This is a genomic window from Enterococcus casseliflavus NBRC 100478, from assembly GCF_001544095.1.
GTDB lineage: Bacteria > Bacillota > Bacilli > Lactobacillales > Enterococcaceae > Enterococcus_D > Enterococcus_D casseliflavus.
This window is the reverse complement of record NZ_BCPT01000030.1, coordinates 1-25,595: the sequence shown is the minus strand read 5'-3', so window position 1 is coordinate 25,595 and position 25,595 is coordinate 1. Positions and strand designations below refer to the sequence as shown.

Below are 25,595 nucleotides of genomic sequence, written 5' to 3'. Positions count from 1 at the left end.
GTAAGTAATCCTTGGTTTGGTCCATCAAGGTTTGAAAGTCTGATTCGTTTTTTCTTATCGCCTCTGTTAGGGTAAACAAATAACCGTTGGGGTCTTTGATGGTCATTTCAAGGGCATTCCACGGCTTTTCCATCAAAGGTTCCACGATCCACTTTTCGGGAATTTTTTGAGCGATATTCCGAAGATCAATCATCGCTACATTCAAAATTGCCCCATCGCCAACAGTGAACGAGTCTGCGGCAATCAGCATCAAATCTTGGTAGTCAGCAAGACGCAGATGGTCCATCGTCACTTGATTTTCTTGATTGCGAAACTGATACAATGACTGGAAACCCAAGATTTCTGCAAACCATTTTGATGATTGTTCAATATCTTTTGTCTTCAATTGATAAAACATTGGCATAACATATACTTTCATTTTGACACCTCCTCTTAATTAGAGGATACCGCTTGACGCGGCGTCAAAGTCAATAGACAATTTCGTATTGAAGCAAAGCTTGAAAATGGCGTTTCTTTTAGACTTAAGTCAAGGAAAAATGGGCAATAATTGTTTGACTCACTTCATCAGGTGATAAGTGGGTATTGTTGATTTTCAGCGAAGGAATCGTTGGAAAAAGGGTAGTTAATTCCTGTGGCAGGCTTTCTAAGCGATAGTTTTCGAACGAAGACAAAAGCTCGTTTCTAGAAAAATCCAGCGCTCTTTTTGACGGCTTTGCGGCTAAACGGTCCTCATGGCAATTGCGTTTTAAGCGTTCCTCAATATCAGCCACTAATTCGATAAAATAGACCTTTTGCTGGGCATCGGTAAATAGTTGGGCGATCTCTTGTAAAAAAGCTAAATCTCCCGCTTGATCGAAATCAATCAAGACCGTAAAAATGATTGATTTTGTCGTATTATTGGCTTCATTTTGAACAAAGGCTTTGAAGAGTTCGATCCGTGTTTGATTAGACAAAGCGAATGCTGCGGGACTATAGCCAAGAAAGTTCGCAAAAAGATCAATGGTCTGGTGATTGAATAAAAGCTTTGCATCCAATCGTTTTTCCAGTTCTTTGCCCACAGTCATTTTCCCTGCGGCTTGTGCGCCAATCAAGACGATCAATGACATCACAACACATCCTTTTTATCAATCGTAACAAAGGTGAGCTATCGTGTAAATTGGTTCTTAGAAAGAAATGATTGAGAAGCTGGAATTTTTCATATGTGGAAACCAAAGATGCTCTTTTTTAGGTAAAAAGGAATGAGCGGAACTTCTCCGACAGAGGGAAGAAAACCATGCAGCACAAAAGCACAGTCTGGAACAACAAAATGACTAGTAGATTGATCGTTTCAAATCGTGAATAAAGATAGAAGTGGATCAGCCATTCGAAGACATTGACAAAGACTAAATAAAGGTAGTGCGCTTTTTTGACTTTGCAGTTTTTTAACCAATAATAGCTTAAGTAATAATCCAGCAAGATCATCAATAATAGAAAAAGTTTGCTGAAAGCCGTCAGATTGTCATGCTGCGAGGCGAGTTTTTGAAAAAACAGCAAAAGGGTTGGTGTCGGAATATAAATGATCAATAAGGATAGGAAAAAATAGACAATAAAGGGCATAGTCATTCCTCCAATCTGTTATTAAAAAAACATAGATAAACTAACAGATTTATTGAGAGCCGTCAACTGTTTTTTTATCGGAAAATTCGATAATGATAGGTAGCATTGCTTGGAGGAAAAGGTTCAAAGGATAGTCGTTGGTAGCAAAGGATGATTGCGAGATATCCAAAAGAAAGACTCCCTTTTACGAGAAAAGGGAGCGGAGGAGCTGCTTCATAGGGGAAATTTATGCCCATGTCTCATTGAGTTTATCCGCATAAAACAAAAGTGCCTGTCGGTAAGACTGGATGTCTAGATCGTTAGAGGTTTCGGCAAGCAGGGTCAATAATCGTTTAGTGGCTTGCTCATACTCGGCGAGATTAAACAGTGTCATGGCATAGAAGGTTTGCAAAGCATGATTTTTTGGATACTGCTTCATCGCTTCTAAAAACACTTCTTCGGCTTTTTGATAATTGCCGAGGGCACGATAGGTGCTGCCTAGACCTAGGTAGGCATCTGGCAAGTCTTTTTCTGATAAACCTAACGCGATTGCTTGTTCATAGTAAGGAATTGCCTGTTGTTCTTCCCCTAAAAGATCATAGCTCCAAGCCGTTTGATACTGCACAAAGGCATCTTAGGGATTTTCGGCAGCTAATTGAATCAATTGTTCATTTGATTGTTGCAGCTTTTTTTCAGCCCGCAGTTGGATCGCAGCAGCTAGTCGTTCATTCATTGGTTCGAAGCTCCTTTTCAAATAGTAGAAAATGACTTAGATAACTTGTAAGCATAGCTAAGGGGAAAGATCTGCCCAGCTTTCACCCGCAAAAGAAAAACCGCATGCTTCATACAGCTTGTAGGCTGGCTGGTTTTCAACCGTCACTACCAGATAAAGGCGAGTGAGCCCCATGGCTTTTGCTCGTTGAATCACTTCCTTCATCAGCAACTTGGATAAGCCGTTGCCTTTAAAGGCTGCGCCCATAACAACAAATAATAGCAGGGGAAGCTCTTGAAACGTGCTGGTTACTACGGCACCGATAGGATGATCATCCTTTTGTAACTGAAAAGAAAGCTCTGGAATCAAGGGACCGTATTTTCCGTCAGCGGTCTCTCTCAGCTCTCTTTGCCAGTCAGCAAGCGATTCCCCTTCGTCATCTGTCGTTTCATGATAGGCGGAATAAAAAAGTTCTGCGACACTTCGAGAATTCGGGAGAAACGGCTCAAAAGAAAGGGCGGATTCTTGTAAAGCTTTGGGGGCATGTTGTAAGTCACAAGCCATAATGATTCGTTTCATAGAAGCACTCCTCTCTGCTCGTTTCATTTATTATAGCAGAGCCAAGCTTTTTCACGCTCGTTTTTTTCTAATAAAAGCCCAGATCCAACGAATTCCTTCGTAGATTGCAGTGAAGACTGCCACCAGAAACAAAAACGACATGTAGTGGATCAAAAAAGCGAGCTGAAACCATAAGCCATAGACCATCGGCAGGACGACGAGCAAACAAAGAACCAATTCGATGTTTCGCTTTCTTCTAATTTGAAACCAACGTTCATCTGACATCCTTTTTTCCTCCTGTTCATTCTTTACACACACTTTGTTAAATATCCATCTTTTTATAAAATGATAGATAGATTTGCGATATTTTGATTAAAAACTAGAAAATTGATTTGTTTTTTGGTAATCTGAAAATAAGATTAGAAATAGCTGTTGTTTTTTATTTTGACTGATTTTCCCACGAAAGACAAGGTGAGCGCAATGGAAAGAAAACCGATGTATTTAAAAAATGGGCTTCCTTTAACAATGGAACCGGGTAAAATTTACACATGCCTTTATCGTGGCGGTTATTTCATTTGTGAAGAAAAGGGACAACCGCTGCCACCGATAAAAAGAGAAGCGAAATAAGCGAACTTCTCACTTAAGATTTGTCAGGGATCGAATGGGTTGTTGGAACTGTTATCTCCTTTTGGGTACCAATCAAATGATGTCTAGCATTTTCAAAAAATCTCAACGTTCTTCATTCATACCATTCTAAGTCTTAAATTGATTTTGACCGATTTCAATTTAGTAAGAACAATCCGATCCCTGGCAAATGTTAGGTGGAAAGTTGGGCAGGTAGCAAGTGAATCAGTAATAGGTGAAAAACGGTTTTTTCTCACAAAAGATGATTTCACTTGAATAGAACGCCGTTTTTTGCTATAATAGTTCAGGAATTGAAAAATAAAATAGACAAAGGTTGAGCATTTTTTATGCTTCAAGGATCAGGTTTGCCAAGGGGTGAGGCAAACATTCTTGGAGGAATGCTGGCCTTTTTTCATATCAGCATACTTCTTCGTGAGGTATGCTTTTTTTGTTTATTTTTCAGTTGAGAATACAAATCATTATAGGAGGGGAATCGATGAGAGAAGCTTTGACTCGTTTACGAGAAGCAGAAGAAGCCAATGAACAGCAATTGCGCGCTTTGAAAAAAGAATTGCAGTCGGAAGAAGCGCAGCAGCAACAAGTATTGCAAGAGCGATCAGCCGCTTTGGAAGAGGCGCTTGCTCAAGAACAAGCAACAATCGAAGAGCAGTTGCAACAGTCACTAGCAGCACAAAAGCAGCAGCTGGCAAAAGAGAACCAGCAAGTGTTAGATCGTTACCAAAAAAATATGCAAAGCTTCCAAGAGCAAGCGGTTCAACAGATCGTTGAAGGAGTGATCGGGACTTATGGCAGTAACCAAACTAAATAAACTAACGTTGATCACCCCGAAGCACTACCAAGAAAGGTTATTGACGAAGCTGCAGACGATGCAGTTTGTTGAAATCGAGAACGTATTTGAGCAGGAAGCCAACGAAACTTGGCTGCGGGAATTTTTTGCAGGAGCCACCCCAGAAGGTGCTTCTCATCAACCAATGATTCGTCGACTGCAAGAAGCGATCCGCTTTATTCGTCAAAATGGTGATGCGAAAAAAGGCACGGAATGGCAACGAGATGCCTTGCGGCTGTCGGACTTTGAAACAAGCTTCGATGAAGCAGCAGCATTAACGGAGCTGGTTGAAGTCGAGAATTTGCAGGAGCGCTGGGTAGAGACGATCGAAGCGATCGAAGCAGCGACTCAGACGGAAGAATGGGCGACACAATGGCAAAATCTTGACGTACCCTTGGAGATCGAAGCGCCTGCACATACAAGTTTTTTTGCTGGGAGTGTCGAAGGCCCACGCTGGGAAGATCTAGCTGAAGCCTTGCGTCAATTGGAAGAGGTTCATATCGAAGTAATCTATTCTGAACCCAAAAAAGTCAATTTCAGCTGCCTGTTTTTAACAGCGATCGAAGAGCAAGTGTTCCAATTGTTTCACCGATATGGGGTGAAGAAAGAAACTGGCCTGACATCCGAATCACCAAAAGTAGTTTTGCAAAATGCGAAACAAGCCTTGACTTCCTTGACGCAGCAGCGCAAAGAACTGATTACAGAAATCAGTCAGCACAAACAACGGCTGATCCTGCTGCAGCAAGCGGAAGAACTGTTTTTGACTCGTGAGAATCGGGCAATGATGCAACAGCGCTTAGCAGCTGGTCAGACCTTTGCCCTCTTGCGCGGCTGGATCGCAGAAAAGGATCAGCCGTTAGTGGCGGAAATGGTCCAAGAATCCTTTGCCAACGAGATTTACTATTCATTTGAAGAACCCACTGCAGAGGAGATCGCTGCCAATCAAGTGCCAACGAAGCTAAAAAATGCCTCGTTTATTCAACCCTTTGAAATGTTGACGGAAATGTACAGCTTGCCAAAATACGATGAGATCGATCCAACCCCATGGATGACGCCTTTTTACTATGTTTTCTTTGGTATGATGGTGGCTGACTTAGGTTATGGTGCATTAATGGCTGTCGCGACCACGATTGGGCTACACGCTTTGCGTTTGCCCAAAGGGACCAAACGGTTTCTGAAATTGTTCCAGATTTTGTCTGTGCCAACTATGATTTGGGGCGCAATCTACGGCTCCTTCTTTGGTGCTACATTGCCCTTCCAACTTTTATCGCCCTCCGAAGATTTTATGGCGATCTTTGGTCTATCCATGATTTTTGGTGGCATCCAACTGTTTACAGGCCTTTATTTAGCAGCCAAAGAAAATATCCGCAAAAAGGATCTTTTAGGTGCAGTCAACGAAGGCTTTGCGTGGCTAGGACTTTTGAGTGGTCTTTTAGTGGCAGCCGCAGGCAATCTTTTGATCGATGTCCCAGCACTAACAACCGTCGGCTTGATTTTAGCAGGCTTTAGTGCCTTATTGATCATCGTGGTACCGATTCTGAAAGGGAAAACCAAAGTGGGCGGCTTCTTTTTAGGCTTGTATGACTTATACGGTGTGACCAGTTACATCGGCGACTTTGTCAGCTATAGCCGCTTGATGGCATTAGGGATCTCTGGTGGGAGTATCGCAGCAGCCTTCAACTTATTGGTGGGCTATTTGCCGCCAGCCGCTCGTTTTTCTGTGGGCATTCTCTTATTGGTTGTCCTACAAGCTTTAAACATCTTTTTATCGTTACTGAGTGCGTATGTGCATGCCGCTCGTTTACAATATGTAGAGTTTTTCGGAAAATTTTTCACTGGTGGGGGGCGCCAATTTGAAACCTTTAAGCCAAGTGAGAAATACGTTGATTTTGATAAAGAAAATGGAGGAGACAATAAATGATTGATTACTTAATTAATAATAATGGTGGTATGGTGTTTGCAATTATAGGAATGGGGATCGCTACGATCTTTTCTGGGATCGGTTCAGCCAAAGGGGTGGGCCAAACTGGTGAAGCAGCGGCAGCCTTAACGACGAATCAGCCGGAGAAGTTTGGACAAGCCTTGATTTTACAATTGCTTCCCGGAACGCAAGGACTATACGGATTCGTTATTGCGTTTATGATCTATGGTAGCTTAAGTGGTGAAATGTCGACAGTGACTGGTATGGCGTACTTGATGGCATCACTGCCAGTTGCCTTTACTGGCTTGTTCTCAGGAATGGCCCAAGGGAAGGTCGCTGCAGCTGGGATTCAAATTTTAGCGAAGAAACCAGAGCATTTCTTTAAAGGGGTTATGTTCTCAGTAATGGTTGAGATGTATGCCATCTTAGGCTTTGTTATTTCTTTCTTACTTTTAGGAACGATTTAAAGGGGGCGAAGGTATGGATGCAATCGACAAAATGATTGCTGAACTAGACCAAGAAGCGCAGACAAAACGGGAACGTTTGGCTGCCGCTGAACGTGCTAGGATCAGTGAAACGATGGCACGTGACTGGGCGAAAAAAGAGTCGGACTTGCAGCTTCGTGCCCAGCAAGCAAAAAAGCAAGCCGAAAAAAATTATCATCAAGCGCAAAATCGCCAAGCAAGTGCCGCTAAGCAGCAGCAAATGGTGAAACAAAACGAATACCTGACACAACTTTTTGAGCAAGCGTATCAACAAATGGTTGCCTGGACGCCAGAAGAGCTGCAGTCATTTGCTGAAAATGTGCTGCAACAGCTGCCGATCAGCGGGACGGTGACCTTCCACGCTGGTCCTGAGCAAGTAGCCCATCTAGATGCCGCTTGGCTTACGGCTTGTCAATCAAAACTACCGTATCAAATCAAAGCAGGCGCACCATTGACAGAAGCAGGCTTTTTGGTGGATGACAACGGCATTCAATACAATTTTACCTATCAGGTTTTGCTTGATGAATACAAGAAAGAAACCCGGGAACGGTGGTTGCAGATCATACAACAAGGAGGTTGATCCATGAGGAACTACCATCAATTGAATCCAATCATTCGGCTGAAAGAGATGACGTTGCTAAAGCCGCAAGAAGTCGAACAAATGATTGCGGCAAAAGGGTTTGCTGAAGTCGAAGCTGTCTTGCAGCAGACCCATTATCAACGCTATTTGAAGCCAGATTTTCATGAACGATTCGAAACCTATCTCGATGAAGAATTGTTAAAGACGATCAAAGAATTGGCCGAGCTGGTTCCTGATCAAGAGATCCTCCGACTGTATATGATGCCTTTTACTTTCCATAATCTAAAAGTCTTGACCAAAGAGTCAGTCACTGGAAAAGATTATGATCATCTACTGATCGAAGATGGTTTTTACACGATCGATGAGTGTCGGACCGCCATCAAAACGGGAACCTCAGAGGTATTGCCTGAGAAAATCGTGACTACGATCCAAGAAGTGCGGGAGTACTTAGAAGGTGGCGCCGTACTGCAAGGTATCGATATCATTTACGATCGCCGGTATTTACATGAACAACGGCGACTGGCAGATGAAATCAAGATCCCTGAGCTACAAGAAGCTGTCATCAAGATGATCGATCTGACCAATATAACGATTGCCGCTCGTTGTGTACTTCAAAAACGATCGCGTAGTTTTATGGAGGCAGTCTTAGTGAGTGTCGGCAGTATCCCGAAAGAAGAATTTTTAGCATTTGCGGATGCGTCCTATAGTGACTTTTTAGCCTTCTTATTAGAAAGTGATTATCAGGAAGTGTTGCGGCCTTTGATTCATGAACAGGTGATCGACTTTGCTGGCTTGGCACTTTTGCAAGACAATTTGATCACAGAAAGCTATGGCCAAGCCCAAACAGATGCTTTAGGACCACTGCCTTTACTCGCATTTTTGAATGCTAAGGTTTTGGAACTGCAAAATCTGCGTATCTTGCTAGTAGGCAAACGCAGTGGCTTTACGGAAGAACAACTCAGAGAAAGGATGCGGCACTATGACTCATAAAATCGGCGTAATCGGCGAGAAAGAATCCGTCATTCCTTTTCAACTATTTGGCTTTCAGGTCTGTTATGCCTCGGAAGAAAAAGAAGTGAAGCAGGCGCTGGCAAAATTAATGAAGAACAGTACGATCATCTACCTGACTGAAAAATGTGCCGAGCTGATTCCCGATGAATTAGCAAAAGTCCAACAAAAAATGACACCTGCAGTCATCTTGATTCCTGATTATGATGGTTCCCGAGGAATCGGCAAGCGAATGATTCAAGAAAATGTCGAAAAAGCAGTTGGACAAAACATACTATAGAGAGGAGCCGATGTTGTGGAAAAAGGAACAATTATTAAAGTATCTGGTCCATTGGTTTTAGCCAAAAATATGGGCCATGCAAGTTTAGAAGATATCTGTTATGTAGGAGATTTAGGCGTGGTCGGTGAGATCATCGAAATGCGCGGCGACGTCGCTTCGATCCAAGTCTATGAAGAAACGTCTGGGATCGGACCTGGTGAACCAGTCGAAACCACCGGTGAACCGCTATCCGTCGAATTGGCGCCTGGGATCATGTCACAAATGTTTGATGGCATCCAACGTCCCTTAGAAACCTTCATGTCTGTCACCCAAAGCAACTTCTTGACGCGTGGGGTGCAATTGCCTGCGTTGGATCATGAGAAAAAGTGGCCCTTTGTACCGACAGTCGAAGTCGGCGAAGTAGTCAGTACCGGGATGGTCATCGGCACCGTGCAAGAAACACCGTTGATCAATCACAAGATCATGGTTCCTCATGGCGTTTCAGGAACAGTCAAGGCTGTTTATGCGGGGGAATTTACCATCGATGAAACGATTTATGTTTTAGATACACCCAAAGGAGAACGGTCTTTCACGATGCTGCAAAAATGGCCCGTTCGTCATAGCCGTCCAGTAAAGCAAAAACTGAATCCAGTCGAACCAATGATTACTGGCCAGCGAGTGATCGACACCTTTTTTCCAATCGCTAAAGGCGGGGCGTCAGCTGTTCCAGGACCTTTTGGTGCAGGGAAAACTGTCGTTCAGCACCAAATCGCCAAATGGGCGGATGTCGATTTGGTCGTCTATGTCGGCTGCGGCGAACGCGGCAATGAAATGACCGATGTAATGAACGAGTTTCCAGAGTTGATCGACCCTCGTAGTGGTGAATCTTTAATGGCGAGAACCGTGTTGATCGCTAACACCTCCAATATGCCGGTAGCCGCTCGGGAAGCGTCGATTTATACTGGGATCACGATTGCGGAATACTTCCGAGACATGGGGTATTCAGTGGCGATCATGGCGGATTCCACCTCACGTTGGGCAGAAGCACTGCGAGAAATGTCTGGTCGTCTGGAAGAAATGCCTGGGGATGAAGGGTATCCAGCATACTTAGGCAGCCGCTTGGCAGAGTATTATGAGCGTTCTGGAAAAGCGATTTGCTTAGGTTCTGATCAAGAAGGCAGTATCACTGCCATCAGCGCCGTTTCACCATCAGGCGGCGATATTTCAGAACCAGTTACCCAAAATACGTTGCGGGTCGTAAAAGTCTTTTGGGGCTTAGATGCCACCTTAGCGCAAAAGCGTCATTTTCCATCGATCGATTGGTTGAAGAGCTATTCTTTATACGAAAACGAATTGGGTGCCTTTTTGGACCAACAAATGCAAGTGGATTGGTCCAAACAAGTAACAGAAGCCATGCGGATGCTGCAAAAAGAATCTGAGTTGTCAGAGATCGTTCGACTTGTCGGCATCGACGCTTTGTCCGAAAAAGATCAGTTATTGCTGGAAACCACCAAATCATTGAGAGAAGATTTCTTGCAGCAAAACGCTTTTGACGACGTCGATACGTTTACCTCTCGTGAAAAGCAGTTCAAAATGCTGGAAACGATCTTGCTGCTCCACAAAGAAGCGGAAGATGCGTTGACACTAGGTGCGTATCTTTCAGAAATCTATGCAGGAACCGAAGAATTGCGAGACAAAGTGGCACGTATGAAGTACTTGCCTGAAACGGAATTAGCAAAAATTCCTACTTTGCATCAAGAAATCAAAGCAACGATGAAAGAAATTTTACAGAAAGGAGACCGCACCGATGATCAAGGAATATAAAACGATTGGAGAAGTCGTCGGACCATTGATGGCCGTCGATCGCGTCTCCGGTGTCAAATACGAAGAGTTGATCGAAGTCCGCATGCAAAACGGCGAAACGCGGCAAGGACAAGTACTGGAGATCCAAGAAGACAAAGCGTTGGTCCAAATTTTTGAAGGAACCGGCGGGATCAATTTGCGGGAATCTGCGGTGCGTTTCTTAGGACATCCTTTGGAATTAGGCGTTTCCGAGCAAATGATCGGGCGAGTTTTTGACGGTTTAGGTCGGGTCAAAGATGGCGGAGTAGAGATCGTCCCAGAAAAATTTATGGACATCAACGGCGAAGTGATCAATCCAGCAGCGCGGGATTATCCTGATGAGTTTATTCAAACGGGGATCTCATCGATCGACCACTTGAATACGCTCGTTCGGGGACAAAAGCTGCCGATTTTTTCTGGTTCTGGTCTGCCTCATAAAGAATTGGCTTCGCAAATTGCGCGTCAAGCACAAGTGTTGAACTCGGAAGACGATTTCGCTGTTGTGTTTGCTGGCATCGGGATCACCTTTGAAGAAGCAGAATATTTCATGGAAGATTTTCGTCAAACTGGCGCCATCGACCATTCTGTCGTCTTTATGAATCTAGCCAATGACCCAGCGATCGAGCGGATCGCTACTCCCCGAATGGCACTGACGGCAGCCGAATACTTGGCTTATGAAAAGGGCATGCATGTCTTGGTGATCATGACGGATATGACCAACTACTGTGAAGCTTTGCGGGAGATCTCCTCTGCTCGTCGTGAAGTGCCAGGACGTCGGGGTTATCCTGGGTATCTTTATACCAATCTATCCACGTTATATGAACGTGCGGGACGGATTCGCGGCTTGAAAGGTTCAGTGACCCAGCTACCGATTTTGACCATGCCAGAAGATGACAAAACCCATCCGATTCCCGATTTGACAGGCTATATCACCGAAGGACAAATCATCTTGTCTCGTGATTTGTATAAAAACGGCATCCAGCCGCCCATCGATGTCTTGCCGTCATTGTCACGGTTAAAAGATAAAGGGACCGGTGAAGGAAAAACCCGTAAAGACCATGCCGCAACAATGAACCAGTTGTTTTCTGCCTATGCTCAAGGAAAGCAAGCCAAGGAATTGGCAGTCGTTTTAGGAGAATCGGCATTGTCGGAAGTAGATAAAACCTATGCCAAATTTGCGGAACGCTTCGAAAATGAATACTTGAACCAAGGGTATCGCACCAACCGTTCGATTATCGAAACCTTGGAATTAGGCTGGGAATTATTGGCGATGCTGCCAAAAGTCGAGCTGAAGCGGATCAGCGATGCCCTACTGGCGGAATACTTACCGGGAGAGGAGAACAATGGCGCAAAAAACCGTTAATCCAACCCGCATGGAGCTGTCGCGCCTCAGCAAACAATTGGCGACAGCCAAACGCGGACACAAATTATTAAAAGACAAACAAGACGAACTCATGCGTCAATTTATTGAGTTGATCAAAAAGAATGACCGCTTGCGTAAAGAAGTCGAAGAACAATTGCAGCGTGCCATGAAGGCATTTCGCTTAGCCAATGCCACAATCAATGAAAAATACATTGAAGAAATGTTTATTTTACCAGCAACTGAGGTCTCCCTTGAATTATCCACGAAAAATATCATGAGTGTGGAAGTGCCAGTGATGCATTTTGATTACGACGATACGGTGATGCAAGCGCCGATCGAGTACGGCTTTTTGAATTCCAATGTTCCGTTAGATAATGCTGTCGCCCGTTTTACCGACGTCATGCCGAAGCTGTTGGAGCTAACGGAAATCGAAAAGACCTGTCAATTGATGGCAGGGGAAATCGAACGGACGCGCCGACGCGTCAATGCCCTAGAATATTTGACGATTCCCGAGCTGGAAGAAGCCATTTATGGAATCAAAATGCGGCTGGAAGAAAATGAACGAGCAAACGTAACAAGAATGATCAAAGTGAAGAATAAATCAAAATAAAATGGTATGATAAGAGAAAAAACAAATGCAATAAACTTGGATTACTAAGACATTGGTTTTTGCAAAAGGTCAAAGGAAATGAAAATGAAAAAAAGAAATCGTTTGAAAAAAAAGCTGGCATCGCAACGCTTTTTGATTCCGCAGATCGTCACTCTGGTCTTCGTTTTGCTTATATTGGCAGGAACTGGCTTGCTGATGCTGCCGGCTGTCACCCAAAGTGGTGAAGGCACCAACTTTTTAGATGCGCTGTTTACTGCCACATCGGCTGTTTGCGTGACGGGTCTTTCGACCTTGACCGTAGCTGATCATTACAACCTGTGGGGCCAAGGGATCTTGCTGATGCTGATTGAGATCGGTGGGATCGGCTTCATGTCGATTCCCGTCTTCTTTTACATCTTGGCGAGAAAAAGAGTCCATCTTAGTACTCGGATGATTTTGCGGGAATCATTGAATCTGGACCGAATGTCTGGAGAGATCCATTTGGCATGGTACCTGATTCGGATCGCCTTTTTGATCCAAGTCAGTGGGATCATCTTGCTGGCTTTTGCATTCGTGCCCCGTTTTGGTTGGGAGCAAGGCCTTTGGTACAGTGTTTTTCATGCGATCTCGGCCTTTTGTAATGCTGGGTTTGATTTGTTCGGCAACAGCATGGTAGGGTTTCAAAACGACCCATTTGTGCTGGGGGTCATCAGTTTCTTGATCATCGCAGGCGGTCTGGGATTTCTCGTTTGGTTCGATCTCCTGCATACGGCGTCCAAAAAACGGTCCTTGCATAGCCGCTTGGCATGGATCGCTATGATCGTTTTGGTGGTTTTTGGAACGGCAGGGTTCTTTTTGACCGAAGCCAATTCACAGTTGATCACGGGTGATTCGGTCATCGAACGTTTTTTCCAATACCTCTTCTTAGCGGTCACCCCAAGAACCGCTGGGTTTTTCAGTATTGATTACGGACAAATGAGTCAAGCAGGCTTGATGCTGACGATGATTTTAATGTATATCGGCGGCACCTCTGGATCAACTGCCGGGGGATTGAAGACAACGACATTTGCGGTCTTGATCATCAAGATCCGCAGCTTATTGAAAGGGCGCAGTCGAGCGGAAGTTTTTGGTCGCACGATCAAAGAATCTGCTGTATCGCGTGCCTTTACGTTGTTCTTCCTTACCTTGACGTTATGCTTCGTAGCGATTTTCTTATTGTCGATCACTGAGAGTATGCCGCAAACCCCAAACTTTGGGTTGCCAACCATTGCCTTTGAAGTTTTTTCCGCTTTTGGAACGGTGGGGTTGACCATGGGGTTGACGCCTTACTTGTCGGTTTTTGGCAAACTTTTGATCATTTTTTTGATGTTCATTGGTCGAGTCGGCATCATGACCGTTGCTTTTTCATTGATGAAAAAAGCCAACAAACAAGAAGCTGGCTACAAATATCCTGATGAAACCGTGATGATCGGGTAACGAAAAAGGGAAACGAAGCACGCTTCGTTTCCCTTTTTTTCGTTTATTGAAGTACTTCTAACATCACATCTCGTTGGTCATCGCTGACATTTCCCGCATAGTTCGGCGTGATCAAAGATAGACCACCCTCCTTATTTGTAAATAGGTACAGGTTGTGGCTAAAATCAGGATTTCCATTGGAAGTGATCCCTTTTGCAAAGGTCAACTGAGTGTTCACTTTTACGGTGCGAATCCCATTGTCATTTGCTGAAAAGATGCGAATCTCCTTTGTTGCGATCGTATCGACTTGTGCTTCATAGCTTGCGCTGTCGTCGATCGAAATGATCAATGGGCTCGTATTTTGAATCGTGACAGCATCTGGTACATTGACGCCATGGAAATAAAAAGTCAGTGAAGGGCCATATTGTGAAAGATCAACCGCATATGGAAACTCATTGGATACTGAGCTTGCTGTCGTTTGCGTTGCGTCAGAGTGGTCCGTCGATTGCTGGCTTGTGGTTGAAGTTTCTGAAGTAGAGGTTGACGCTAAGGAGCTGCTTTCAGTCGTTTGCATCGTCGTGCTTTGCTTGCTTTCAGTAGAGACAAGACTCTGACTTAGCTCGCTGGTTGATTGCGCGGTATCTTTTTTGTTGTCACAGCCTGTCAAAAGCCCCACACTGACCAGCGTCAGTGTCCCAATCAAAGAAATTGTTTTTTTCATCGTTTGTTTCATCCTTTCCTTCGAATACTAAAACATCTAAAAAAAACAAATTATTGTGTGAAAATGCACAATTATGTTGATATAGTGTTTAAATATTCTTTGGTGTTAAAGATATTGTAGTCCAGAACACTGAAAAAGAATAGGAAGATTTTGCTGAATTTTTCGTCAATTCTATCATAAAACATTCATGAACGCCCGCAGTAGCTGGCAAATTTTGTATAATAAAGTGTTAGCCTTTTCTGGCGACTTGCGTAACGCAGGGATCTAGATTAAAATACCTTGGTATAGAAGAATGGGTGGTGAAGAGGATGGAAAAAGAACGGATGGGGCAATGGTTAGCCTTTACGAATCAGCATCAAGCGATCGAAGCTCGTTTGGAGCAAACCCTCAAAGCAGAAAGCAATCTGTCTTTGAATGAGTATTACGTGCTTTATTACTTAGAAAAGACCCCCAGTCATAGCATGCGCCTCAATGATTTGATCGCCCATTTTGATCTGAGTCAAAGTGCGATGTCACGTATGATCATGCGCATGGAAGACAAGCTTTGCGGTGTGATCGAACGGCATTCTTGTCAAGATGATAAGCGGGGGATCTATATTGATTTGACCCAATCAGGGGAAAAGAAACTGCAGCGTTCAAAAGTCGTTTTTGAAAAAGTCTTGGAGGAAATGCTGGACTAACGATGTTTTTCACTTGTTTTCTCCTTGATTCTTTTGTAATATAGATGCATGTGCATGTATATTTTAATAAAGGGAAAAAAGATGCACCGATTTGCTTTAAGGATCTCCTTGGGCAACTAAGCCAGTCAGATCTACAAAGCGAAATGAATCCAATGGAAAAGGTGGTAAACCCATGCGAAATGTAACAGACAAAGCAACATTTAAGCGCGGATTGCAGCTGAAAAATCGAATCATTATGGCACCAATGACGACCAAGATGTCCTTCTTTGATGGGGTGATTACGAAAGATGAGTTGGCTTACTATGGCTTACGCTCTGGGGAAGTCGGAGCAGTCATCACAGCGGCAGCCAATGTCCAAGAAGATGGCAAGGGCTGGGAAGGGGAATTAGGCGCTTACGACGATGCCTTTTTACCTGGATTAAGTAAATTAGCCAGCACCATCAAAACCAATGGGACCAAAGCTATTTTACAGATTTTTCATGCCGGTCGAATGACGGATGACTCGGTCCTACGAGGAACACAACCGATTTCTGCTAGCGCAGTTGCTGCCGAACGTCCAAATGCCCAAGTTCCCCGAGAAGTCACAGTAGATGAGATTTTAATGATTATTGAAAACTTTAAAAAAGCTACCGAACGGGCGATCAAGGCGGGGTTTGATGGCGTAGAACTCCACGGAGCCAATACGTATTTGATCCAACAATTCTTTTCTCCGCACTCAAATCGTCGGTCCGATGAATGGGGTGGCTCACTAGAGAACCGTTATCGTTTTATTGAGAAGCTCGTCGATGAAGTATTGGAAACAGTGGACCAATCAGGTGAGAAGGAGTTTATCGTCGGTTATCGTTTTTCACCGGAAGAATTCGAAGAACCAGGGATTCGCTTTGAAGATACGTTGTTCTTAGTGGACCAACTGGCAGAAAAAGGATTAGACTATCTGCACATCTCCCTTGCGGATTATACCCGCAAATCGATTTCAAAAGCGTACCAAGCAAAATCGATGTTGGCATATGTCTATGAAAAAATCGCTCAGCGAGTTCCTTTGATTGGTGTAGGGGATGTCCGAACATCGAAAGATGCCGCGGGCTTGCTAGAACATGCAGACTTTGTAGCAGTGGGCCGGGCATTGTTGATCGATCCTCATTGGGGACAAAAAGTCTTAGACGGTCAAGATGAATTGATCCGCACCACGGTTTCTACTTACGAACGTGAGGAACTCGTATTACAAAACGGCGTTTGGGGTTTTATGGAAAACATGATGCCAGATCGCCTAAATGAAGAAAAATAAGCAGACAACCACCTTTGCCTTGGGCGAAGGTGGTTTTTTGGTAAAACGAGAGGAACGATCCAATTATTTTCAATTATGACCATCATTCTTTATAATTGGTGTAATGGTAAGCGCTTACTTTATTTTTGTGCTATCGGGGGATGAGGAGAGAATCATATTGGAGGGAGAAAAATGAAAAAAAGTAGCTTGTTCTTGCTAGTAATTGTCACAGGGTTGTTGTTCGCTGGTTGTGGAGGAAATCAAGAAACAGCAGATTCACAAGATTTTGCCAGTACAGATGAGAATACGCTAACTGTTTGGGCTTGGGACACAAATTTTAATATTCCAATTATGGAAAAAGCCGGGGAATATTACAATGCGGACAATGACGCAATCGACCTTAATGTCGTCGAGATGTCCAACGAGGATACCAAGCAAAAAATGGTTTCATCCTTTACTTCAGGGGTCTCCGAAGGTTTGCCAGACATCGTTTTGATGGATGACTATGATGTGCAGAACTATTTGCTGAACTACGAAGGGAAATTTGCAGAATTATCGGAAGACATTGACTTTGACCAATTTGCTCCTTACAAAGTAACGAATGCGACCTATCAAGAAGGCGTTTATGCGGTTCCTTTTGATTCAGGTTCTGCTGGACTCTACTACCGCAAAGATTATTTAAGTGAAGCGGGGATTGATGAAAGTGAACTTACCAATCTAACCTGGTCCAAATTTGTGGAGATTGGTGAGACAGTCAAAGAAAAAACGGGGAAATGGTTCGTCGCGTTTATTCCAAATCGCGGCACTCATTATATCCAGATGGCGATGCAGTCAGCCGGATTATGGTATTTTGATGAAGACGGAAACATATTCTTGAAAGACAATCCTGCTATTCGTGAAATGCTGCCGATCCTGAAGACGATCGAAGAAAAAGAGTTGGCAAAACTAGTAGATTATTTTGCGCCAGAAGGGATCGGTGCAGTGACGAGTGGAGAAGTGGCAGCAGTCAATTCAGCCATCTGGTTTTCAGCGACGATCCGCTCCGCAGAAGATCAAAAAGGAAAATGGGGCTATACGAATCTTCCTCAATTAGAGACAGTGTCTGGAGCGACACCTTACTCGAACTTGGGTGGTTCTAGCTGGTTGGTGCTCAATGACTCACCAAATAAAGCGTTGGCCATTGATTTTCTTAAACAAGAATTTGCTGGGAATGATGAATTCTATCAAGAGATTTTAGTAGAAAATGGGGCAGTGGGGACTTACCTACCCTCACAAGAAGGAGAAGCTTATCAATATGAAGATCCTTTCTTTAATGACGCCTCAATCTATAAAGATTTTTCCAGTTGGATGGCGGACATCCCCGCCGTTGATTACGGGGTAAATACTCAAGCGGCAGTGGATGCCTTGCGCGGGGGAATGCAAAGCTATTTTGATGGTGCCATGTCCTTAGATGATATGTTGACGGAAGCAGAAAACACCTACAAGATGCAAGTCGGCGAATAGCCGACTTGTGTTGCTTAAGGAGTGATGAATATGCAAAATACGATCAGAAAAAAGCGCCCCAAAAACCAACAAGTCTGGGGATTTATTGGCCTTTCTTTAGTATTCAGTAGTGTCTTTTTGCTGTATCCCATCGTTTATTCCTTATACCTTTCCCTGCATCGTATGCAGGGACTGCAATCGGTTTTTGTTGGCTTCGGCAATTACCTGCGCATGCTGCAGGATACGATTTTTCAAAAAGCTTTACTTAATAATTTTATCTTTCTGATCTTTCAAGTACCAATCATGGTGTTATTGGGTCTTCTGCTAGCGTTTGTTTTGAACACGCCGAAGCTTGTAGGACGCTCCTTCTTTAAATTGGCGTTGTTTCTACCCTGTGTCACCTCGCTGGTTTCCTATGCAGTTTTATTTAAAATGATGTTTCAAATTGGCGGGATCGTTAATCAAGGGCTGCTGAACATTGGCTTGATCACGCAACCGCTAGATTGGCTAAATAATCCACTTCTAGCAAAACTGACCGTTATTATTGCCCTGTGCTGGCGTTGGACAGGCTATAACATGATTTTTTATTTGGCAGGATTGCAAAATATCTCGGATGACACTTTAGAAGCTGCTGCGATCGATGGGGCGAATGGGTTTCAAAAGTTCTTTTTCGTAGTGATCCCGCAGCTGAAGCCGGTGATCGTTTTCACAACCATCACCTCCACCATTGGGACGATCCAACTCTTTGATGAAGTGGTGAATCTAACAGGTGGTGGCCCATCCAATGAGACGTTGACTGTCGCCCAACTGATCTATAACCACTCCTTTGTCTATACGTCAAATTTTGGGTATTCGGCTACGCTGTCGTGGGTCTTAGTGATCATCATTGCTCTTTTATCTGTGATCCAGTTGAAACTCGCGAAAACGAATCAATAAAAGCGATAGAAAGGAGCAGCTATGAAAGTTACTTTAAGTGGATGCATAAAATATGGTTTTTTACTGATCATCTCGTTTTTTTCGATTTTTCCGTTTTACTGGATGATGGTGGGCTCTACCAATACCGCTAATCAAGTTGCCGAAGGGAAGCTGACTTTTGGGAATCAGCTAGCAAGCAATTTTCAGGTGCTGTTCAGCAATTACGACATCCCATTGATCATGTGGAATTCCATCAAGGTTTCATTGATCACCGTCCTCGTCAGTCTACTGGTCACTTCTTTGGCTGCCTTTGGATTTGAGAAGTTTCGAACGCGGGCGAGTGAAGGGATTTATGCGTTTTTTCTGTTATGTATGATGGTGCCGCTGGCAACTTTGGTGATCCCTTTGTTTAAGATGATGGCAGGAATGCAGCTAGTCAATCAGCACGTGGCGGTCATTTTGCCATTGGTCAATAACCTGTTTCTGATTTTCTTTTTTCGCCAGAACTTCAAGTCTTTCCCTGACGGTATTTTAGATGCGAGTCGCATCGAGGGGGCAACAGAGTACACGATATTTTTCCGAATCGTTTTTCCTATGATGCGCTCGACATATGCTGTCGCTGCCATCTACGCCTTTATGAACGCATGGAACAGTTATTTGCTACCCTTGGTCTTTTTGCAAACGGAAAGTCGTCAAACCATGACATTGCTGATTTCCAATTTATCGTCAGCCAGTTACGTACCAAATTATGGCGTTCAAATGCTGGCGATCGTGATTGCAACGATCCCAACGTTGGTATTGTTTTTGTTTATGCAAAAAGGCTTTGTGAAAGGCATGACCGGTTCTTTGAAACTGTAAGTATCAATAACCAGCTTGGCTACTTTTCCATAAGGTTGGGGAAGGCTTGACGTAGGGGATGAAATAGCTTTCCCCAGATAAAAAACAATTGCCTTGAGAGGCATTATTTTAATAAATAGTCAAACAATTCAGAATCATTCATTTTTCTTACAAAAAGATAGCGCAAGTCGAGTTGATTGATAAAAAAACAATCAGTTGTTAGACTTAATTCAGGTTAAAAAAACAAAAAGGGGATGTAATGATGAAAAGAGGATTTAGAAATTATTTAGGTTCAGATGAGCGGGAGGCAGGCTATAATTTGTCTTGGGGGTCTATCTTTGCAGGGGTCGTAACATTTATCGCATTGTTCATGACACTGTCAATGATTGGCTCAGCAATCGGTTTTGGTATGGTGGAACCAACCTCTAATAACCCATTAGATGGTGTTGGGACAGGATTATTGATTTGGACAGTGATTACCTTCGTCTTGGCATTATTCGGTGCTGGTTTTGTTTCTGGTGTGGCGGCTCGACGTGTCGGATTGGTTCATGGTTTCTTAACATGGGCAACAAGTATGATCGTGATGATGGTTATGCTTTCTTACTTAACGATCGGTGCTTTTTCTGTAGTCGGGTCACTTTTAGGAAACGTTGCTTCTGCTGTCGGTAGTGGTGTTGAAACAGTGGCCTCTGGTGCTGGCGATGTCGCTTCAAAAGCCTTCGATGAAATAACAGGAAACATGGAAGACGTCAATACAGATGAATTACAAGCCAACGTCAATGATGTTTTACAAGATACCGATGTTCCTGAATTGCAACCAGACTACTTGCAAAACCAATTGTCTGACGCGACAAATGATATCAAAGATGCTGGCAAAGACATTGCAACCAATCCAAATGATGCTGATAAAATCATTGATGATTTAGCAAGCAAATTACAAGATCGTGCTACAACGATCGGTGATTCAGTCGATAAAGAAGCAATCTCAAATGCAGTGGCTCAAAACACAGATCTAAGCCAACAAGAAGCAGAAGAAGCAACGAACAATATCGTGAACGGCTTACAAGATGCTTCTGATGAAGCGCAAAAACAAATCGAAAATGCGCAACAAAACCTTGAACAAGCCAAACAAGACATTGACCAAGCAGTGGAAGACGCTCGTCAAAAAGCGGAAGAAGCAAGTGATGCAACAGCCAAAGCGTCCATTTGGGGCTTTGTGGCAATGGTCTTAGGACTCGTTCTTACGTCAATCGGTGGGTTGGTGGGTGCAAACTTAGTCAAAACTGCTGACCACGAAAATCGTATCTAATTCATCTCTCACAAAGAGAGTTAGTGAGCCATAAACCAGTGAACAGCGTTCTGCCAAAGACTCAAATGGCAGCAGCGCTGTTTTCTGCTTTTAAACAAGCGGTTAAAAATCCCCATTGACGAGTGATTTTTCTCATGCTACACTGGCTCTGAGGATTGTTACCGCTTTAGGCGGGCTATACCTATTTTTTTGTGTGAAGAAATCTAAAGAAGAATAGGGTCGTTAAAATGAACGTAACAAAAGTGATCAATAACAACATTGTGATTTCTGAGAATGAGGAAAAACAAGAATTGGTCGTCATGGGCAAAGGCTTAGGCTTTAAGAAAAAGCCAGGCGATGTGATCGACGATACCAAGATTGAAAAAGTCTATCTCAGTACACAAGAGTGGAATGTCACAAAACTAACCCAATTACTTTCTTCTATCCCTATCGAACATATTCAAGCAGCGAATGAGATCATCAGTTTTGCAAAAGTTTCCCTTGGGAAAAAATTGAGCGAAAAATTGTTTCTGACGCTGACCGATCATATCAATTATGCTATCGAGCGCTATCAAAATGGCATGGAAATCAAAAATGCCTTGCTATGGGAAATCAAGCGGTTTTATAACCATGAATACCTCATTGGCAAAGAAGCGTTATCGATTATCAAAAATCGCTTGGCGATCGAGCTGCCAGAAGATGAAGCCGGCTTCATTGCATTGCACATCGTTAATGCGGAGTTGGATATGGCGCAGGTCAGTCAAGTATCGGAAATGGCGAAGATCATTCAGCATATCCTAAACATCGTTAAATATCATTTTTCAATGGAGCTTGATGAGTATTCATTGAACTACGAACGCTTTGTGACCCATTTGAAATTTTTTGTCCAGCGCTTATTCAGCGGAACAAAGCTCGATGATGCAGGAACCGGCAGTTTTATTTTTATGTTGAAAGACCGCTATATGAAGGAATATGCGTGTGCGCTGAAAATCAGCGACTACATCAACAAAGAGTTCGGTAGACCGTTAGAAGAAGACGAATTGATCTATTTAACTATACACATCAAACGAATAACAAGTGCTTAGGATTGTTACTGGATTGGCAGGCTATACCTAAATGAACTCCCAAGGGGTTCGTTTAGGTATTTTTTTATGTTTTGACACACGAAAAGCAAACGAAGGACCAAAATAGGAGGAACGACATGAATTACAAAGAGTTAGCAAAAACGATCATCACCAATGTTGGTGGGGAAGAAAATATCCAAAGCTTGACCCATTGTGCGACCCGCTTGCGCTTCAACTTGAAAGATGACAGCAAACCACAAGAAAGTACCTTAAAACATACACCAGGCATCATGGGTGTGGTCAACAAAGGCGGACAGTACCAAGTGATCATCGGCAGTGATGTTGGCAATGTCTACAACGAAATCTCTGCCCAAACCAATTTGACTAGTGATCAAGAAACAGAAGAAGACGATCGGGGACGTGTAGCGAAAATTATCGATACGATCACTGGGATCTTCACCCCGATCTTGCCAGCCATCACGGCAGCTGGGATGTTAAAAGCGGTCCTTTCGTTGCTGGTGGTCTTCAATGTCTTGACGGCAGAAAGTCAAAGTTACCAAATCCTAAACTTTATGGCAGATGCTGCGTTCTACTTCTTACCGATTCTACTGGCTGCTTCTTCTGCGCAAAAGTTCAAAGCCAACATGTATCTGGCGATGATGGTGGGGGGGATTTTACTGCATCCCAACTTCATCGGTATGGTGACAGCAGTCAATGAGTCAGGTGGCGGCATCCATTTGTTCGGTTTGCCGATTTCACCAGTGACCTATTCATCATCTGTGATCCCCATCATCTTAAGTGTCTGGTTCATGTCTTACGTTGAACCGATTGCTGATAAGGTCTCACCAAAAGCAATCAAATTCTTTAGCAAACCGTTGCTGACGATCTTCATCGTAGGGACGGTAGCATTAGTTGCTTTAGGTCCCCTAGGCTATATGATCAGTGAAGCGATTTCCGCAGGGATCCAAGCCTTAGAAACGGTCAGCCCATGGATCGTTCCGTTATTGATCGGTGCCTTCACCCCATTGTTCGTGGCAACGGGTACCCACTATGGATTGGTTCCTATCGGTATCAACAACCGAATGACCACAGGTTATGATACAGTGATCTATCCTGGCATGCTGGCTTCAAACGTCAGTCAGGGAGCTGCAGCTATCGGCGTTGGTTTCAAATCAAAAGATTCTACAATCAAACAATTGGCATTTTCTGCAGGTCTGACAGGTCTATTCGGCATCACTGAACCAGCGTTGTATGGGGTCAACTTACGGTTTAAAACACCTTTGTATGCAGCAATGATCGGTGGCGGATTTGGGGGTCTGTTTATGGGAATCATGCGTGTCCGCAATTTCTCAGGCGGTTCACCGGGCCTATTGACTTTGCCAAGCTATATCGGCGATGACACCTTACGTCATTTGACCAATGCCTGCATTGGTGCGGCAATCAGTATCGTGGTCACATTTATTGCGACATTATTCTTATACAAAGACCCTGTTACAGAAGAAGCACCTGAAGCAACACCAACAGACAAAGAGCAAGAACCAACCCATCAAATCAGCGGCGCGGAGATCAAAGCACCTTTAAAAGGGGAACTGAAAAGCCTACAAGCAGTCAATGACGGCATGTTTTCAGAAGAAATTCTTGGACAAGGGGTAGCGATCGAGCCAACCGTTGGAGAAGTGCTAGCACCAGTCAACGGGACTGTCACAGCAGTCTTTGATTCCAAACATGCCATTGGATTGACCAGTGGGGAAGGCATTGAGCTGCTGATTCACGTGGGGATCGATACAGTGCAATTGAATGGCGAAGGCTATGCCTATCAAGTAGAAAAAGGACAAAAAGTGACAGTTGGCGATCCTTTGATTACATTTGATATCGAGTTTATCAAAGAAAAAGGTTATCCAGTGATCACGCCGATCGTTATCACCAACAGTGCAGAAGTGGGCGACATTTTGACGGCAAACAGTGGTCCGATTACGTTTGGCGATCAAATCATCAAAGTGATCGGCTAAAAAAGGAGAATAAGACATGGGATTTCCAGAAAACTTTTTATGGGGCGGCGCAACAGCCGCCAATCAATGTGAAGGCGGGTTTGATCAAGGGGGGCGTGGACTTGCCAATGTCGATGTGATTCCGACTGGCAAGGAGCGACGAGCAGTCATTACCGGCAAGCGTGAGATGCTTGCCTTTGAAGAAGGGTATTTTTATCCAGCAAAAGAAGCGATCGATATGTACCATCATTTCAAAGAAGATATCGCTTTGTTTGCGGAGATGGGCTTTAAAACCTATCGTTTATCGATTGCTTGGTCAAGAATTTTTCCGAAGGGCGACGAAGAAATCCCTAATGAAGAAGGCTTGCGCTTTTATGAAGAACTGTTTTTGGAGTGCCGCAAATACCAAATCGAACCCTTGGTGACGATCACGCATTTTGACTGTCCGATCCATCTGATCAAAGAATATGGCGGTTGGCGCAACCGTAAGATGATCACCTTTTACGAAAACCTTTGTCGGGCGATCTTCACTCGCTACAAAGGATTGGTGAAGTACTGGCTGACCTTTAATGAAATCAATATGATCTTGCATGCCCCGTTTCTCGGTGCAGGGCTGACCTTTGCTGAGGGCGAAAATGAAGAACAAATTAAATACCAAGCTGCTCATCATGAGTTAGTCGCTAGTGCGTTGGCAACAAAAATCGCCCACGAGATCGATCCAGAAAACAAAGTAGGCTGTATGCTGGCAGCGGCTAGTTATTATCCTTACAGCTGCAATCCGAAAGATGTCTGGGAAAGCAAAAAAAGCGATCGCGGCAACTATTTCTTTATCGATGTGCAATCGCGAGGAGAATATCCAAATTATGGTTTGAAGATGCTAGCGGAAAAAGGAATCACTTTGGAGCAAACCGCCGAAGATACGGCTTTATTAAAAGCCCATACCGTCGATTTTATTTCCTTTTCTTACTATGCCTCTCGGGTCGCTGCTTCGGAAGATTCCGGTGTTGAGAAAACGGAAGGCAACTTGTTCCCGACCATTAAAAATCCGTATTTAGAAGCGTCGGAATGGGGCTGGCAGATTGATCCGCTTGGTTTGCGGATCACGATGAATGATCTTTATGATCGTTACCAAAAACCGCTTTTCATCGTCGAAAATGGTCTAGGAGCGGTGGATACACCAAACGAAGATGGAAAAATCAATGATGTGTATCGCATCGAGTATTTACGTGCGCACATCGCTGCGATGAAAGAAGCCATTGACCAAGACGGTGTGGAACTTTTGGGCTATACTTCATGGGGCTGTATCGATTTGGTTTCTGCAGGAACCGGAGAAATGAAGAAACGCTATGGCTATATCTATGTCGATCGCGACAATGAAGGCAATGGCACATTAGCCCGCAGCAAAAAACAATCCTTTTATTGGTACAAAAAAGTGATTGCCTCAAATGGGGAAGATTTAGCTTAAGCCAGTTCATTTATAAAAAATAAACAAGGGTGTTCCGCTTTTTCAACTAGCGGAATACCCTTGTTTTATTATT

At 43.7% G+C, this 25,595-nt stretch carries 26 protein-coding genes, 1 pseudogene and 1 other annotated feature; of the genes and pseudogenes, 20 read left to right on the top strand and 7 right to left on the bottom strand.

Features of this window, described 5'->3' with window-relative positions; translation table 11 throughout:
• From ECA1_RS16280 to ECA1_RS16255, 6 genes and pseudogenes are all read right to left on the bottom strand, one after another.
• Positions 1 to 418 (bottom strand): VOC family protein (locus tag ECA1_RS16280; protein ID WP_060793077.1); only part of this gene is annotated, 418 nt, incomplete at its 3' end.
• Between the two features lie 103 nt (positions 419 to 521).
• A complete protein-coding gene (locus tag ECA1_RS16275; RefSeq protein WP_060793076.1) occupies positions 522 to 1,106 on the bottom strand; it encodes a DEAD/DEAH box helicase family protein in 585 nt (194 codons plus the stop codon).
• A gap of 118 nt (positions 1,107 to 1,224) precedes the next feature.
• On the bottom strand, positions 1,225 to 1,596 hold the full coding sequence (locus ECA1_RS16270; protein ID WP_015509341.1) for a hypothetical protein: 372 nt from the start codon (positions 1,594 to 1,596) through the stop codon (positions 1,225 to 1,227).
• 226 nt (positions 1,597 to 1,822) lie between these two features.
• A pseudogene (locus ECA1_RS16265) lies at positions 1,823 to 2,308 on the bottom strand (tetratricopeptide repeat protein).
• 57 nt (positions 2,309 to 2,365) lie between these two features.
• Positions 2,366 to 2,893: a GNAT family N-acetyltransferase gene (locus ECA1_RS16260; protein WP_060793075.1), complete on the bottom strand. Its 528-nt coding sequence runs from the start codon at positions 2,891 to 2,893 to the stop codon at positions 2,366 to 2,368.
• A 24-nt stretch (positions 2,894 to 2,917) separates the two neighbouring features.
• Positions 2,918 to 3,130: a hypothetical protein gene (locus ECA1_RS16255; RefSeq protein ID WP_005225563.1), complete on the bottom strand. Its 213-nt coding sequence runs from the start codon at positions 3,128 to 3,130 to the stop codon at positions 2,918 to 2,920.
• Positions 3,131 to 3,325: 195 nt separating this feature from the next.
• On the opposite strand from ECA1_RS16255, the gene ECA1_RS17680 reads away from it, so the two are divergent.
• The 11 genes from ECA1_RS17680 to ECA1_RS16205 all read left to right on the top strand — a co-directional run bounded on the left by ECA1_RS17680 (position 3,326) and on the right by ECA1_RS16205 (position 13,839).
• Positions 3,326 to 3,472 carry a hypothetical protein gene (locus tag ECA1_RS17680; protein ID WP_169793694.1) on the top strand — a complete coding sequence of 49 codons (147 nt, stop codon included), beginning with the start codon at positions 3,326 to 3,328 and terminating at the stop codon, positions 3,470 to 3,472.
• A gap of 329 nt (positions 3,473 to 3,801) precedes the next feature.
• Positions 3,802 to 3,855 (top strand) — a sequence feature (sodium ion sensor (DUF1646 type); this cis-regulatory element may regulate processes involved in with the transportation of sodium ions).
• A 110-nt stretch (positions 3,856 to 3,965) separates the two neighbouring features.
• A complete protein-coding gene (locus ECA1_RS16250) occupies positions 3,966 to 4,298 on the top strand; it encodes a V-type ATPase, subunit F family protein (RefSeq protein WP_172462566.1) in 333 nt (110 codons plus the stop codon).
• Positions 4,276 to 6,237: a V-type ATP synthase subunit I gene (locus tag ECA1_RS16245; RefSeq protein WP_060793073.1), complete on the top strand. Its 1,962-nt coding sequence runs from the start codon at positions 4,276 to 4,278 to the stop codon at positions 6,235 to 6,237. Before ECA1_RS16250 ends, ECA1_RS16245 begins: the two co-directional genes overlap by 23 nt.
• The gene (locus tag ECA1_RS16240) at positions 6,234 to 6,704 is read left to right on the top strand and encodes a V-type ATP synthase subunit K (RefSeq protein ID WP_005225567.1); all 471 of its coding nucleotides are present in this window, start codon (positions 6,234 to 6,236) and stop codon (positions 6,702 to 6,704) included. Before ECA1_RS16245 ends, ECA1_RS16240 begins: the two co-directional genes overlap by 4 nt.
• 13 nt (positions 6,705 to 6,717) lie before the next feature.
• Complete coding sequence (locus ECA1_RS16235) at positions 6,718 to 7,302, top strand: FliH/SctL family protein (RefSeq protein WP_060793072.1); 585 nt, start codon at positions 6,718 to 6,720, stop codon at positions 7,300 to 7,302.
• A 3-nt stretch (positions 7,303 to 7,305) separates the two neighbouring features.
• Positions 7,306 to 8,292, top strand: a complete 987-nt coding sequence (locus ECA1_RS16230; RefSeq protein WP_060793071.1) for a V-type ATPase subunit — start codon at positions 7,306 to 7,308, stop codon at positions 8,290 to 8,292.
• Positions 8,282 to 8,590 carry a V-type ATP synthase subunit F gene (locus ECA1_RS16225; RefSeq protein WP_005225570.1) on the top strand — a complete coding sequence of 103 codons (309 nt, stop codon included), beginning with the start codon at positions 8,282 to 8,284 and terminating at the stop codon, positions 8,588 to 8,590. Before ECA1_RS16230 ends, ECA1_RS16225 begins: the two co-directional genes overlap by 11 nt.
• A 15-nt stretch (positions 8,591 to 8,605) precedes the next feature.
• Positions 8,606 to 10,393, top strand: coding sequence for a V-type ATP synthase subunit A (locus tag ECA1_RS16220; RefSeq protein WP_060793070.1), 1,788 nt, complete (start codon positions 8,606 to 8,608; stop codon positions 10,391 to 10,393).
• Positions 10,377 to 11,774 (top strand): V-type ATP synthase subunit B, encoded by a 1,398-nt coding sequence (locus ECA1_RS16215; RefSeq protein WP_010747828.1) that lies wholly within the window; start codon positions 10,377 to 10,379, stop codon positions 11,772 to 11,774. Before ECA1_RS16220 ends, ECA1_RS16215 begins: the two co-directional genes overlap by 17 nt.
• Positions 11,755 to 12,384, top strand: a complete 630-nt coding sequence (locus ECA1_RS16210; protein WP_010747829.1) for a V-type ATP synthase subunit D — start codon at positions 11,755 to 11,757, stop codon at positions 12,382 to 12,384. The genes ECA1_RS16215 and ECA1_RS16210 overlap by 20 nt, the downstream gene beginning before the upstream one ends.
• 78 nt (positions 12,385 to 12,462) lie before the next feature.
• Complete coding sequence (locus ECA1_RS16205) at positions 12,463 to 13,839, top strand: TrkH family potassium uptake protein (protein ID WP_034869953.1); 1,377 nt, start codon at positions 12,463 to 12,465, stop codon at positions 13,837 to 13,839.
• 43 nt (positions 13,840 to 13,882) lie between these two features.
• Here ECA1_RS16205 and ECA1_RS16200 read toward each other — a convergent pair whose 3' ends face one another.
• On the bottom strand, positions 13,883 to 14,539 hold the full coding sequence (locus ECA1_RS16200) for a hypothetical protein (RefSeq protein ID WP_060793078.1): 657 nt from the start codon (positions 14,537 to 14,539) through the stop codon (positions 13,883 to 13,885).
• 308 nt (positions 14,540 to 14,847) lie between these two features.
• On the opposite strand from ECA1_RS16200, the gene ECA1_RS16195 reads away from it, so the two are divergent.
• From ECA1_RS16195 to ECA1_RS16155, 9 genes are all read left to right on the top strand, one after another.
• A complete protein-coding gene (locus ECA1_RS16195; protein ID WP_060793069.1) occupies positions 14,848 to 15,219 on the top strand; it encodes a MarR family winged helix-turn-helix transcriptional regulator in 372 nt (123 codons plus the stop codon).
• 172 nt (positions 15,220 to 15,391) lie between these two features.
• Positions 15,392 to 16,504 (top strand): NADH-dependent flavin oxidoreductase, encoded by a 1,113-nt coding sequence (locus ECA1_RS16190; RefSeq protein ID WP_060793068.1) that lies wholly within the window; start codon positions 15,392 to 15,394, stop codon positions 16,502 to 16,504.
• A gap of 171 nt (positions 16,505 to 16,675) precedes the next feature.
• Entirely contained in the window at positions 16,676 to 17,986 is a 1,311-nt protein-coding gene (locus ECA1_RS16185; protein ID WP_060793067.1) for an ABC transporter substrate-binding protein, read from the top strand.
• Between the two features lie 30 nt (positions 17,987 to 18,016).
• The gene (locus tag ECA1_RS16180) at positions 18,017 to 18,901 is read left to right on the top strand and encodes a carbohydrate ABC transporter permease (protein ID WP_015509353.1); all 885 of its coding nucleotides are present in this window, start codon (positions 18,017 to 18,019) and stop codon (positions 18,899 to 18,901) included.
• Between the two features lie 21 nt (positions 18,902 to 18,922).
• The gene (locus ECA1_RS16175; RefSeq protein ID WP_060793066.1) at positions 18,923 to 19,738 is read left to right on the top strand and encodes a carbohydrate ABC transporter permease; all 816 of its coding nucleotides are present in this window, start codon (positions 18,923 to 18,925) and stop codon (positions 19,736 to 19,738) included.
• A 241-nt stretch (positions 19,739 to 19,979) separates the two neighbouring features.
• Complete coding sequence (locus tag ECA1_RS16170; protein WP_172462567.1) at positions 19,980 to 21,026, top strand: DUF2189 domain-containing protein; 1,047 nt, start codon at positions 19,980 to 19,982, stop codon at positions 21,024 to 21,026.
• Positions 21,027 to 21,253: 227 nt separating this feature from the next.
• Entirely contained in the window at positions 21,254 to 22,090 is an 837-nt protein-coding gene (licT, locus tag ECA1_RS16165) for a BglG family transcription antiterminator LicT (protein ID WP_010747835.1), read from the top strand.
• 116 nt (positions 22,091 to 22,206) lie between these two features.
• The gene (locus tag ECA1_RS16160; RefSeq protein WP_060793064.1) at positions 22,207 to 24,078 is read left to right on the top strand and encodes a beta-glucoside-specific PTS transporter subunit IIABC; all 1,872 of its coding nucleotides are present in this window, start codon (positions 22,207 to 22,209) and stop codon (positions 24,076 to 24,078) included.
• Positions 24,079 to 24,094: 16 nt separating this feature from the next.
• Positions 24,095 to 25,522 (top strand): 6-phospho-beta-glucosidase, encoded by a 1,428-nt coding sequence (locus ECA1_RS16155; RefSeq protein WP_060793063.1) that lies wholly within the window; start codon positions 24,095 to 24,097, stop codon positions 25,520 to 25,522.
• Positions 25,523 to 25,595: the final 73 nt, after the last annotated feature.